Origin of the sequence: Bosea vaviloviae (genome assembly GCF_001741865.1) — a bacterium.
GTDB classification, from domain to species: Bacteria; Pseudomonadota; Alphaproteobacteria; order Rhizobiales; family Beijerinckiaceae; genus Allobosea; species Allobosea vaviloviae.
Genome location: NZ_CP017147.1, coordinates 1,300,477 through 1,312,655, shown reverse-complemented (window position 1 = coordinate 1,312,655; position 12,179 = coordinate 1,300,477). Strand labels below are relative to the sequence as shown.

The window sequence follows — 12,179 nt, the reverse complement described above, 5'->3', positions numbered from 1 at the left end:
CGACTGCATGTCAACAAGCGAGATTCAATACTGATTTGTAAAAACTGAAGAATCTGAATCCTTCCCTGCTTGACACGTGGCCTTCGTTCTGGATTTCTAGAACTCAGTTCAGGAATCAATCAATGGCCGGCAGTCTTCTGGAACGCACCTTCAACCTGCTCGCACTGCTGAGTGCGGCGCGCAGCGGCCTGCCGCTGCAGCAATTGGCGGATGAACTTGAAGTCCCGAAAAGCGCGGTGCATCGCCTGCTTTCCGAGCTCGGCCGACTCGGCCTGACGCGGCAGGAGCCCGTGACCGGTCACTACCTGCTGACCACCAAGCTGCTCTCGCTCGGTTTCTCCTATTTGGCGGCGAGCGGCGTCGTGGATGTCGCGCAGCCCGTGCTCGACCAGTTGGCGCGGGAAAGCAGCGAGCTCGTGCGCCTGGCTGTCGTGGACGGCAACACCATGACCTGGGTTGCGAAGGCGCAGGGCGCGCGATCCGGCATGCGCTACGATCCTGAGATGGGCGGGCATCCGACCCTGTTCTGCACGGCGACGGGGCAGGCCTGGCTCGCGACGCTCGATGATCGGCAGGCGATGGCTATCGCGATTGCATCGGGGCTGGAGCATGCGGCGCAATACGGTCCCAACGCACCGCGCACCGTGGCCGTTCTGCAGCGGCGGCTGAACAAGACCAGGGCCGATGGCTACGCGATGGTGGTGGAAAGCGCCGCGGTCGGCGCTTCGGCGATGGCCTGCGCGATCATGTCGTCGGCCAGCGGACAGGCGATCGGCACGGTCAGCATCGCGGGCCCGAGCTTCCGCCTGACCGAAACGCGCATGCGCCAGCTGTCTCAGAGCCTTGTGGGTGCGGCGCGAGAGCTTTCGCAGACCAGCATCGGCTCCGACTTCTTCTCTCCGTTGGCCCGCGCGGCCACTGCCTGAACATTGGAGATATCGATGGTCGCCTCCCGCCTCGCGCGCCCGTTCAGCGGCCTGATTTCGGCGCCGTTCATGCCGATGCTTCCGGACGGCGCGATCGATTGGGCCTCGCTACGCCGCTATACCGACTGGATCGTCTCGCAGAAGCCCGATGCGGTCGCAGTCAATATGGATGCGGCCGAAGGACCCGCTCTGACCGCCGAAGAGCGCGTCGAGGTGATGCGCGTCTGCGCCGAGGTCAATGCCGGCCGTGTGCCGCTGCTGAGCGGGCTGATCGGAGGCTCGACGGAGGCGATGATCGCCCATGGCCGCGACCTGCTGGCGGCCGGCGCCGAAGGCTTCTGCGTCTTCCCGCCCATGCCGGTCTTCATCGGCTCGCCGATCCCGGCGGAGATGATCCGCCGCTTCCATGGCGACATCGCGCAGGCGCTCAGAGTGCCGCTGATCGCATTCCAGTTCCCGCGTGGATGGGGTCCGGACTATTCCGGCGACATGCTCACGGCGCTCGCCAGCATCGATGAGGTCATCGCGATCAAGGAATCGTCGTTCGACGCCAATCAGACGATCCAGGCCGTGGAAAGTATTTCGCGCCTGGAACGACCGATCGGCATTCTCACGGGCAGCGATACGTTCATCTATGAGGCGATGTTGATGGGCTGTGGCGGCGCGCTGATCGGTTTTGCCGGTACGGCAGTCGCCGAGCTGGTCGACATGCAGCGCGCCCATCGCGCCGGCGACACCGCGAAGGGCTTTGCGATCTGGTCGCGGCTGGCGCCGCTCGCCCGTTATTGCTGGCGCCCACCGATCCGCGACTTCCGACCACGCATGAAGGAGCTCCTGGTGATGCAGGGCGTGATCGATCACGCGGCGGTGCGCAGGCCGCAGCTCGGCATTTCAAGCGAGGAGCGCGAAGTCATCGCGCGCCTCGGGCGCGAGGCTGGCCTCATTCCATGAGAGTGTCCGACACCAGAAGCGGGCAATGCGCCCCAAAGCCAGACCGAACATGGTCGTCGGACCGGTGCCAGCCACAAGCGCGAAGCGGAAGGCGGCAATGGTAACCGCCTTGTCCTCGGGACATCATCGGGCATCAGCGTCCGGCCAGCGCATGACGACGCGCCTTTTTGCGGCGTTCGACCGACACTTCCAGCTGCTGTTCATCCTGCCCGGCCTGCTATGCCTCGTCGGCATCGTCGCCTATCCGGTCGTCTGGAACCTCGTCGCCGCCTTTACCAATGCCAATCTGATCTATGAGGGGTGGCGGTTCACGGGGCTCGAGAATTTCCGCCTCGTTCTGGCCGACGCGGAATTCGTGACGTCGACGTTTCGCACGCTGGTCTGGACCTTCGTGTCGGTCGCGCTCCAGCTTCTCGTCGGGCTCGTCGCGGCGCTTTGCCTCGAGAAGGTCACGGCCGGGCGATCGCTCCTGCGCATGGCGTTGATCGTGCCCTGGGCCTTTCCGGCGATCATCATGGCGTTCGCCTGGCGCTACATGCTCGATGCGAGCTACGGCGTCGCCAATTATTTCATGATGGTCCTCGGGCTGATCGGCATGCCGCACGCCTGGCTTGGCGAGACCGAGACGGCGATGGTGGCGTTGATCGCCATGAATGTCTGGTTCGGTTTCCCCTTCATGATGGTCGCCATGATCGCGGGCCTGCAGACCATTCCGAAGGAGCTGTACGAGGCCGCTCGTATGGACGGCGCTTCTCCCTGGCAGGAGTTCCTGTACGTGACGCTGCCGGGGCTGAAGGGCATCGTCGCCACGCTCGCGACGCTGCGTACGATCTGGGTCTTCAACAATTTCGAGTTCCCGTATTTGACGACGGGCGGTGGTCCCATCGATGCCACGACGACCTTGCCGATCTACGCGTTCAAAACCGGCTGGACGCAATACGAACTCGGCCGGATGGCGGCCGTTTCCGTGCTGATGCTGGCCATCCTCACCGTCACGACCGTGCTTTACCTGCGGCTGCTCAGGGAGGAGGACGATGCCTGACATCGTTGCCCACCCCCGCGCCGGCTCATTGTTGAAGCTGGCCGTGCCCTACATTATTCTCGCAGTGCTCGCCGCCTGGGCGCTGTTCCCGCTCGCCTGGATGATCTTCTCGTCCCTGAAGAGCTATGCGGCGCTCTACCGCTTTCCGCCAAGTTTCTCGCTCGACGATCTCGGCTTTCACAACTATCGCGACGTCATCACCTCCACGCCGTTCCTCAGCTTTCTCAAGAGCAGCGCCATCGTCGCGCTGGCCAGCACGATCCTCGGCACGACGATCGCCGCCATGGCGGCCTATGTGCTGGCGCGCCGGCTGGTCCGAGGTTCGGGTGCGCTGACCAAGCTGCTGCTCATCGCCTACATCTTTCCGCCCATTCTGGTGGCGATCCCGCTCTTCCTGGTCGTCAATCTCGTCGGGCTGGCGAACACGCAGGCCGGGCTCGTGCTCGTGCACATCGCCTACACCTTCCCGTTCTCGACCTGGATGCTGATTTCCTTCTTTCGGCGCGTGCCCGTCGAACTCGAGGAGGCGGCGCGGATCGACGGCGCCAGCAACCTGACGATGTTCTTCCGTATCACCCTGCCGCTCGTCGCACCGGGTCTCGTGACCGTGGCGGTGTTCGCCTTCATCTCGTCGTGGAACGAGTTCCTGCTGTCGCTGATCATCCTGGGCGCCGGCGACCAGCGTACGCTCTCGGTCGGCCTCTACAGCCTCGTCGGCGGCGAATTCGCCCAATGGGGAACCGCGATGGCGGCGACGACGCTCGCGATCATTCCCACGCTTCTCCTGTTCCTCGCGGTGCAGAACCGCATGGCAGCCGGTCTGACGGCTGGGGCCGTGAAAGGCTGAGCATGGTTCCGTTGCGGATCGCGATCATCGGATGCGGCATGATCGGGCGCATCCACGCCGATCGCCTGGCCGCACTCGGCCATGAGATCGTCGCGGCGAGCGATCCGGATCTCGAACGCGCGCGTACCGTGGCGGCGGGCGGGGCGGCATATCAGGGTCATCGCGATCTGCTGCGCGCGGGCGGTATCCATGTCGCCTGCATCTGCAGCCCCACCCCGCATCACCACGGCGCGGTCATGGATTGCGCGGCGGCGGGCGTGCACGTCTTCCTGGAGAAGCCGATGGCGGTGACCCTCGACGAGGGCCGCGAGATGGCCGCCGCCATGGAGGCTGCGGGCCTCGCGCTCGGTTTCGGCTTCAAGATGCGTTTCGAGACGGTTTTTGCTACGGCGCGCCGGCTGATCGCCGAAGGCCTGATCGGGCGGCCGCGCTACGCCACGTTCTCGTTCTACCAGCCCACGCCACCAGGCGAGCGGATCTGGTACGCCGACATCGGCGTGCTCAGGGACATGCTCGTGCACATGATCGATCTCGCAGGCTGGGTGCTGGATGCCGACCCCTGCGCCGTGCGCGCCCGGACCGATCGCGAGATCGGTCGCGCCGGCGAAGACAAGGCCTTCATCGACATCAATTTCGGCGAGCGCGTCGAGGCCCGCATCCAGGGTGGTTATCTCGCTGACTATCCCGACGTGGCGGGTCGAGAGGACGTCGTATTCCAGATCGTCGGCGAGCGCGGATATGTTCTCGGCAAGCGCTCCGATCTCCTCCTCACCGTCACAGCCGATGGCTCACGGACACACGCACTTGCACCGGTCGATGCTTTTGCGGCGGAACTGAAGGCCTTCACGGAAGCCCTTGCGGCACGCGAATCGCCCCCCGTGACGGGCCGCGACGGGCTGCGTGCCCAGGCCGTGATCGATGCCGCAGAGCGTTCGGCCGCGGCCGACGGCGCCGAGGCGCGCGTCCCCCAATGGCAATGACCGGCCGGCATGGCCGCATCCGGTGAAATGAGAAACGCGATGCGCATCCTGATGCATTCCATGGCATGTCCGGACCGTGATCCGGAGGGCGCGCTGGCACTCGCCGAAGAGCTCGGCCTCGACGGCGTCGAGCTGATCTGCCAGGCCGGCTATCGCTGTGCCTTGCCGCCCGAGGCCACATTCGCCGATGCGCGCCGGCTGGCCGCGCAAGCTGCAGCCGTCGGCACGAAAATCCTGACGCTGACACCTTATGCCAAGGGCATGAACGCGGTCGACGCCGACGCGCGGCAGCAAGCCGTCGCGGAACTGAGCCATGTGATCGCGCTTGCCGCCGAGCTCGGCTGCGAGGTCGTGCGCATCTTCGCCGGCGCGCAAGTGCCGCTGGAGGATGTCGAAGCGGCTCTTGCGCGGATGGTAGGGCCGTGCCGGCAGCTCGGCGATGTTGCGGCGCGGCAGGGCATCACGCTCTGCCTGGAAAATCACATGGACACGATGGCGCTTTCGGCGGGCCTGACGATGCGGGCCCTGCGGGCGATCGACCATCCGGCCTACGGCATCCTCTACGACCAGGCTAATCTCGACGTCATGGAGGCCGAAGCCTTTCCGGACGGATATGCCTTGCAGGGGCCGATACGCCATGTGCACGTCAAGGATTTTCGATTTGACGAGGCCGGCGAACGCCACGCCGTAGCGGTGGGCGACGGCCTCGTGCCCTGGCCCGGCATCATCGGCGCCCTGGTGCGCGACAGTTATCGAGGCAGCCTCAGCCTCGAATACGAGCGGCGATGGTTTCCTGACCAGCTTCCACCGGCCGAGGAGGGGCTGGCGCGCTCGCGCGACGCTCTGCGGGCGATGCTGAAGGCCGCAACGGCATGACGCCGGCGACAGGGCCCGGGCTAGCGCTCTTCTACGACCGGGTGCGTGCGCCAGACATGATGGGCGACGCACAGCGGAACGGGCTCGCAGCCTTCCGCCTCCTGACGGCGGAGCCGGCCGCCGCGCCCGGGGATCTCCCGGACTCGGTTCTGGCCGAGATCGAGCTCGTCATTGCGGGTTGGGGATGCCCGCCCCTCGACGAACCACTTCTCGACCGTATGCCGAAGCTCCGCTTCGTCGCGCATACGGGGTCGGCCGTGAAGCCGATCGTCTCGCCGTGCTTCTGGTCGCGGGGGATTCGCATATCCTCGGCAGCGGCTGCAAATGCGCGGCCGGTCGCGGAGTACGCGCTCGCAGCGATTCTCTGGGCCAACAAGCAGGTTCTGGCCACCAGGGAATTCTATCGCGATAAGGGCCGGCCGCACCGGTATCCATGGACGGCGCCCGATACGCCCGGAAACTACGGCCCAACCGTCGGCATCCTGGGAGCGTCGCGCACTGGCAGGGAGCTCCTACGTCTGCTGTCGCCCTTCGACATGACGGTGCTGCTCGCCGATCCATATGCCAATGCTGAAGAGTTCTCGGATGCCAATATACGCCTCGTCGATCGCGACGAATTGGCGGCGCTGTCGGATGTGATCAGCCTGCACGCCCCTTTGACCGACGAGACGCGCGGTATCGTCGATGCCGCGTTTCTCGCCCACATGAAGCAAGGCGCAACACTCGTAAATACGGCGCGCGGTGGCCTGGTCGACCAGCAGGCTCTCATCGCGGCCCTGCGGGATGGCCGCATATCCGCTATCCTCGACGTTACCGAGCCGGAGCCGCTGCCTCCGGATTCGCCTCTTCTGTCGCTCCCGAACGCCTTCGTGACGCCGCATGTCGCAGGTGCTGCGGGATATGAGACCCGGCGCCTTGCCGATCTTGCAATCAGCGAGGTCTTGCGCTTCCACCGGGGCGAGCCGCTCCTGCACGAAGTTTCGCAACGCCACGCTGAACAATTTGGATGACCGCCACCAGGCTTTGGACCCGCTGCGTCCACTTCGCTCGAAAACGCTTTAGCAAAGCCGCCCTCATGCGCGGCGATGAGGAGATTGGCGAAGAGCTGGCCGGGCGAGGACAAGGGCCGGCTTTTCTCATAGGCCCGACCGCTCGCTCTCCTTCGAAGCGCCGGTCTCGACCCCCGGCAGCTATGTCGCGCTACGCGCCGAGATGGATCTCGTCATCGCCTTCAGCGCCTGCCCGCAGGACATCCTGCCGATCAACGGCGTCGGCCATATGCCGACCGAAGCGCATTTCACGGTGGAATGACGCGCAACATGTCCCTGCTGCTGACGACCATTCCCGCCGGCCATGGCAAGGCGCTCCGGCTCAAGGCCGGCCAGACCGTGCGATTGATCAACACCCATGGCACCCAGGTCGTCGATTGCTGGGCCTGGAACGGCCATGATCTCGACGAGCACATGTCGATGGAGGCGAGCCGCGTCTGGAGCCAGCGGCTCAACCCGATCATCGGCGACAGCTTCGTCAGCACTTACCGCAACCCGATCCTGACGCTGGTCGAGGACACCTCGCCCGGTATCCACGACACCTTCATGGCGGCCTGCGACTGCCATCGCTACCACCGCCTCGGCGTCCAAGGCTATCACCGCAACTGCCTGGACAATATGTTCGAAGGCCTCGCGGAGATCGGCCTGACGGCGCCGCGGCCGATCCTGGCCTCGTTCAATATCTTCATGAACATCGCCGTGCAGGCTGATGGGCGCAGCCTCAAGACCGCGCCGACACCGGGCCGGGCGGGCGATTACATGAGCCTGCGCGCCGATATGGACTGCGTGGTCGCCTTCTCCGCCTGTCCGCAGGATATCGTGCCGATCCAGGGCGGAGCGGCCAATATCCCGCGCGATGCGCATTACGGCGTGATCGAGGACAGCTTCCCTGCCGTCCCGCCCTCGCAGCCCTGGGTTCCTTGAAGGGGCTGGCCTGAGGGCGTGGTTTCGCCGCTCAGAACTCCTCCCAGCCGGCGTCATTGGCGCGGCCGTTGACGGCGCGCTTGGCCGGTGCAGAGGCCCGCGCCGGGACGGGAGCGGATCTGGCTGGAGCCTGCGCCCGGGATTGCCCGAAGGCGGCTTCGGCGAGCTTACGCAGGCGCTCGGGCTCGGAAGCCGTGCCGGACGCTGTAGCCCTCACTGGGGCCGGGGCGTAATTGGCCGATGAGCCGGTTGCAGCCTCAGGGCCAGTCCTGAAGGCCGCGACGAGGTTGTTGAGCTCACCGATGCGCGAGGACAGCGAGGAGGCGGAGGCCGCGCTTTGTTCGGAGAGCGCCGCATTGGCCTGCGTCATCTCGTCGAGATGGGCGACAGCCTGGCTCATCTCGTCGATGCCGTTGGCCTGTTCGCCAGACGCCGCCGAGATCTCGGCGATGGTCGCCGCGACCTTCTGCGAGGCCGCCAGGATCTGGGTCAGGGCGTCGCCGGCCTGGCGCACCAGCTTGACGCCGGCATCGACCTCCATGTTGGAGGACGAGATCAGGCCGGAGATATCCTTGGCGGCGGCGCTTGAACGCTGCGCCAGCGTGCGGACCTCCGAGGCGACGACGGCAAAGCCCTTGCCGGCATCACCGGCGCGTGCCGCCTCGACCGCCGCGTTCAGCGCCAGGAGGTTGGTCTGGAAGGCGATGTCGTCGATCACCCGGATGATGTCGGAGATCTTCTGCGAGGCGCTCTCGATCCGGGCCATCGCAGCCACGGCTTCGGTCGCGATCGTGCCGCCGGTCTGCGCCGCCTGCATGGCCTCGGTCGCGATCGCGGCGGCGTTCTTCGAGGCCTGGGCCGAGGCCTTCACCGAGGCTGCGAGCTCCTCGGTCGTGGCTGCGGTCTCCTCCAGCGAGCTCGCCTGCTCCTCGGTGCGCTTCGACAGATCGTCAGCACCCATGGTGATCTCGCGGGCGGCCAAGCCCACATCCGCAGAGGTCGTCTGGATCGTACGCACCGTCGAGGACAGGCGATCGACGGTGGTGTTGAAGTCGTCGCGAAGCTGCTCATAGGCCGCCGGAACCGCGATCTCGATGCGATGCGTCAGGTTGCCATAGGACAGTTCGGCGAGGCCGCGAGCCAGCTCCGTGACGACATTCTCCAGCTCCTTCGCCTGCTCGAGCTGCTGCTGTGCTCCCGTCAGACGCTCGGCTTCGGTCGCGCGGCGGGTGTCTTCGATCAGGCGCGCTTGCGCGACGGCAGCGGTTTCAAGCGCCGCCTTCTCGATCGCGGCGCTGCGCAGGACGCCGACCGCATCGGCCATCGCCGCGATCTCGTCGCGGCTGCGGATGACGGGGATGGTCGCCTCGATATCGCCCGAAGCAAGCCGGTGCATCGCCGCCTTCAGGCTGCCCAGCGGCTTCATCATGCGGCGCAGGACCAGCAGCAGCACGGCGCCGCCCACCAACGCGATCAGCAATCCGGCGATCACGTTGCCCCAGATCATCTCGTCGATCACGACCAGGAAGTCGGCCTGCCTGATGCCGACGAACAGGATGCCGATGACCTGGTTGTTCGATTTCTGGATGATCGGCTCATAGATCGTGAAATAGGGCAGGCCCAGAATGTCGGCCGCGCCGGAATAGGTCTTTCGATCCTTGAACACGCTGTCATAGGCGGAGCCCGCAGCGAGCTTGGTGCCGACGGCGCGCGAGCCGTCGGGCTTCTGCACGTTGGTGGCAACGCGCACATCGCCCATGAAGACCGTCGCCACGCTGCCGGCCAGCGCCTTGACCTTGTCGACGGCAGCGAAATTGCCATTCACCGGCTCAGCACCGAAATAGAGCTTGTCGCCCTCCAGCCTCGGCTCGCCCTTGGCGACGAGGATATCGCGCAGCAGGTTGATGTTGACCGAGAGGCTGGACTGCGCCCGCTCGCGCATCGCCTTGTCGGCGGCATGGATCGAAACCAGGACGGATGCGGCCACCGCCGCGCCCACGATAAGGACCCCGACGATAGCCAGGCGGGTCGCGATCGGCAGCCGAAATAGAAAGAGCTTCTTCATGAGGCGGCTCATTGTTGAATGGGCGGCGTGACGAGCCCAGGAACGCCTCAGATTTGTCTATAATAATGAAAAGCTGATTAATTTCAGGATTACCCCCATACTCAACGCATGGGCTCGAAACTTTCAACGCCGCGATACAGGCGAAAAAATCAGTACAGATGAATACGTTCCAAAACAACTTGACGTTGCAGCGATTATTTCTTCATATGATGCCATTTATTGGATATTACTGAAGCGCCGCCTTGGAACACGGCTCCCATGCTTCGAGATGCCGCTGCGCAGCGTCTCGGGATGAAGGCTCAGCCCGGTTTCCAGCCATACTGTCGGATCGACCTGGTGACCGGCCTTCTGTGACGATAGTGTCATCGGATAGTCATCGGCTGATGCGTAGTTCGGCCGCCATGAGCGACGCTCCGACACATCACTCGACCCCGCAGGAGGTCTCGCCCTCCGCGATCCCTCGCTCGGGGGGCACGACACCGCCTTCTCCCCCGCTGTTGGCGCTGGAGGCCTTCACGGTCTCGTTCCGCAACGGCCATGGCGCGACCCGGGTCGTGCATGGCGTCGATCTCACGCTTGCACCGGGGGAGGCGCTCGGCATCGTCGGCGAATCCGGCTGCGGCAAGAGCGTCACCTGGCTTGCGGCCTTGCGGCTTCTCGGCAAGGGCGTCGCCACCTCGGGCAAGGTTCTGCTCTCGGGCCAGGACATCACGCATCTCGGCGAGCGCGAGATCGCGCGCATCCGCGGCGGCCGGATCGGCCTGATCTTCCAGGATCCGACGAGTTCGCTCAATCCGGTGCATCGCATCGGCACGCAGATCGGCGAGGCGCTGCGACTGCATCGCGGCCTCTCCAGCGCGGCCGGGCAGGCGGAAGCGCTACGCCTGCTCGACCGTGTCGGCATCGCCGACGCGCCGCGCCGGCTGCGGCAATACCCGCATGAATTGTCGGGCGGCATGAACCAGCGCGTGATGATCGCGATCGCGCTGGCCGGCGAGCCCGACGTGCTGGTCGCCGACGAGCCGACGACCGCGCTCGACGCCACCATCCAGGCCCAGATCCTCGATCTCATCCGAGACATCCGCCGCGATACCGGCATGGGCCTCGTGCTGATCTCGCATGATCTCGGCGTCGTGGCCGATCTCTGCGACCGTGTCGCCGTCATGTATGCCGGCCGCGTCGTGGAGACCGCAGCGACCTCGACGCTGCTGCATCAGCCGCACCATCCCTATACGCGAGGGCTGCTCGCCGCCCTGCCGGAGCTGGAGGGGCCACGCCTGCGCCTGACGCCGGTGCCCGGCACGGTGCCCTCGCCCGATGCGATGCCGCCAGGCTGCGCCTTCGCGCCGCGCTGCGCCTCGGCTGCCGCCATCTGCCAAATCGAGCCGCCGCCGCTCGCACCAGTGGGCGGCGTCCGCCAATCCGCCTGCCTGCGGCTCGATGCCTTGCCGCGCTGGCAAGGCAGCCCGGAGCAGCGGGCCTCGGATCAGCGTGAGCAGCGCCTGGACGAGCTTGTCGGGCTGTCGTCATGAGCGCGCTTCTGACGGTGAAGGATCTGGCGCGGCACTATCCCGTCGCTGGCGAGCGCGGCGAGCGGCGCCTGCTGCACGCTGTCGATGGGGTGAGCTTCTCGCTCGACGCCCGCCGCACGCTCGGCATCGTCGGCGAGTCGGGCTGCGGCAAGTCGACCACGGCCAAGCTGGTGCTGGGCCTGCTCGCGGCTTCCTCCGGCCGGATCGATTTTGCCGGCGAGCCGGTCACGGCGGTGCGCGATGCCAGATGGCGCGCCATGCGCCGTTCCATGCAGATGGTCCCCCAGGACCCGCTGGCGGCGCTCGACCGGCGCCTGACGGTCGGAGAGCAGGTCGTCGAGCCGCTGCAGATCCACGATCTCGAAACCGGCCCTGGGGCGCGGCAGGAGCGGGCGCTGTCGCTGTTCGAGGCGGTGGGGCTGCGTCCCGACCTGTTTCACCGATATCCGCATGAATTATCGGGCGGCCAGCGCCAACGCGTGGTGCTGGCGCGCGCGCTGGTGCTCGACCCCAGGCTCGTGGTCTGCGACGAGCCGATCTCGGCGCTCGACGTTTCCGTCGCGGCGCAGGTCATCAACCTGCTGCAGGATCTGCAGGGGCGCTTCGGCATGGCCTATCTCTTCATCAGCCACGACCTCAAGGTGGTGCGCCAGATCGCCGACGAGGTTGCCGTGATGTATCTCGGCCGCATCGTCGAGCAGGGGCCGCCCGATGCGCTGTTCCATGCACCGGCCCATCCCTATACCGAGGCGCTGGTCTCGGCGGTGCCGACGCCCTGGCGGCGCATGCGCGAGCGCATCGTGCTGTCGGGCGATCCGCCCAATCCGGTTGACCGGCCAAGCGGCTGCGCCTTTCATCCGCGCTGCCCGCGCGCCATGGCGCGGTGCGCGACGGACGCTCCGGCCCTGCGGCGCGTGGCGGATGGGCGGCTCGCCGCCTGCCATCTCGCGCCGGCGGTCGACAGCCCGGTTGCCGTAGCCGCCTGAC

General features: G+C 66.2%; 11 protein-coding genes. 10 read left to right on the top strand and 1 reads right to left on the bottom strand.

The annotated features are described in order from the left end of the window. Positions 1–122: 122 nt before the first annotated feature. From BHK69_RS06200 to BHK69_RS06165, 8 genes are all read left to right on the top strand, one after another. Entirely contained in the window at positions 123–926 is an 804-nt protein-coding gene (locus BHK69_RS06200; protein WP_069689342.1) for an IclR family transcriptional regulator, read from the top strand. A 15-nt stretch (positions 927–941) separates the two neighbouring features. Further along, positions 942–1,877 (top strand): dihydrodipicolinate synthase family protein, encoded by a 936-nt coding sequence (locus BHK69_RS06195; protein ID WP_069689341.1) that lies wholly within the window; start codon positions 942–944, stop codon positions 1,875–1,877. A gap of 151 nt (positions 1,878–2,028) precedes the next feature. Beyond that, on the top strand, positions 2,029–2,919 hold the full coding sequence (locus BHK69_RS06190) for a carbohydrate ABC transporter permease (protein ID WP_069689340.1): 891 nt from the start codon (positions 2,029–2,031) through the stop codon (positions 2,917–2,919). Then, complete coding sequence (locus tag BHK69_RS06185; RefSeq protein WP_069689339.1) at positions 2,912–3,766, top strand: carbohydrate ABC transporter permease; 855 nt, start codon at positions 2,912–2,914, stop codon at positions 3,764–3,766. The genes BHK69_RS06190 and BHK69_RS06185 overlap by 8 nt, the downstream gene beginning before the upstream one ends. 11 nt (positions 3,767–3,777) lie before the next feature. Further along, positions 3,778–4,746, top strand: a complete 969-nt coding sequence (locus BHK69_RS06180; protein WP_158516167.1) for a Gfo/Idh/MocA family protein — start codon at positions 3,778–3,780, stop codon at positions 4,744–4,746. A 39-nt stretch (positions 4,747–4,785) separates the two neighbouring features. Then, positions 4,786–5,622, top strand: coding sequence for a sugar phosphate isomerase/epimerase family protein (locus BHK69_RS06175; RefSeq protein ID WP_069689337.1), 837 nt, complete (start codon positions 4,786–4,788; stop codon positions 5,620–5,622). Next, a complete protein-coding gene (locus tag BHK69_RS06170) occupies positions 5,619–6,632 on the top strand; it encodes a hydroxyacid dehydrogenase (RefSeq protein WP_148663334.1) in 1,014 nt (337 codons plus the stop codon). Before BHK69_RS06175 ends, BHK69_RS06170 begins: the two co-directional genes overlap by 4 nt. 309 nt (positions 6,633–6,941) lie before the next feature. Further along, positions 6,942–7,595 (top strand): DUF1989 domain-containing protein, encoded by a 654-nt coding sequence (locus BHK69_RS06165; protein WP_199579039.1) that lies wholly within the window; start codon positions 6,942–6,944, stop codon positions 7,593–7,595. A gap of 31 nt (positions 7,596–7,626) precedes the next feature. On the opposite strand, the gene BHK69_RS06160 is transcribed toward BHK69_RS06165, so the two are convergent. Further along, a complete protein-coding gene (locus tag BHK69_RS06160; protein WP_069689335.1) occupies positions 7,627–9,660 on the bottom strand; it encodes a methyl-accepting chemotaxis protein in 2,034 nt (677 codons plus the stop codon). Positions 9,661–10,043: 383 nt separating this feature from the next. On the opposite strand from BHK69_RS06160, the gene BHK69_RS06155 reads away from it, so the two are divergent. After that, positions 10,044–11,192: an ABC transporter ATP-binding protein gene (locus BHK69_RS06155; RefSeq protein ID WP_244548416.1), complete on the top strand. Its 1,149-nt coding sequence runs from the start codon at positions 10,044–10,046 to the stop codon at positions 11,190–11,192. Next, complete coding sequence (locus BHK69_RS06150) at positions 11,189–12,178, top strand: ABC transporter ATP-binding protein (protein WP_069689334.1); 990 nt, start codon at positions 11,189–11,191, stop codon at positions 12,176–12,178. Before BHK69_RS06155 ends, BHK69_RS06150 begins: the two co-directional genes overlap by 4 nt. Position 12,179 lies beyond the last annotated feature (1 nt).

Bases quoted from the DNA above. Each gene is read 5' to 3' on its own strand.
- BHK69_RS06200 (WP_069689342.1), top strand. From the start codon at position 123: ATGGCCGGCAGTCTTCTGGAACGCACCTTCAACCTGCTCGCACTGCTG.
- BHK69_RS06195 (WP_069689341.1), top strand. From the start codon at position 942: ATGGTCGCCTCCCGCCTCGCGCGCCCGTTCAGCGGCCTGATTTCGGCG.
- BHK69_RS06190 (WP_069689340.1), top strand. From the start codon at position 2,029: ATGACGACGCGCCTTTTTGCGGCGTTCGACCGACACTTCCAGCTGCTG.
- BHK69_RS06185 (WP_069689339.1), top strand. From the start codon at position 2,912: ATGCCTGACATCGTTGCCCACCCCCGCGCCGGCTCATTGTTGAAGCTG.
- BHK69_RS06175 (WP_069689337.1), top strand. From the start codon at position 4,786: ATGCGCATCCTGATGCATTCCATGGCATGTCCGGACCGTGATCCGGAG.
- BHK69_RS06170 (WP_148663334.1), top strand. From the start codon at position 5,619: ATGACGCCGGCGACAGGGCCCGGGCTAGCGCTCTTCTACGACCGGGTG.
- BHK69_RS06165 (WP_199579039.1), top strand. From the start codon at position 6,942: ATGTCCCTGCTGCTGACGACCATTCCCGCCGGCCATGGCAAGGCGCTC.
- BHK69_RS06160 (WP_069689335.1), bottom strand. From the start codon at position 9,660: ATGAAGAAGCTCTTTCTATTTCGGCTGCCGATCGCGACCCGCCTGGCT.
- BHK69_RS06155 (WP_244548416.1), top strand. From the start codon at position 10,044: ATGCGTAGTTCGGCCGCCATGAGCGACGCTCCGACACATCACTCGACC.
- BHK69_RS06150 (WP_069689334.1), top strand. From the start codon at position 11,189: ATGAGCGCGCTTCTGACGGTGAAGGATCTGGCGCGGCACTATCCCGTC.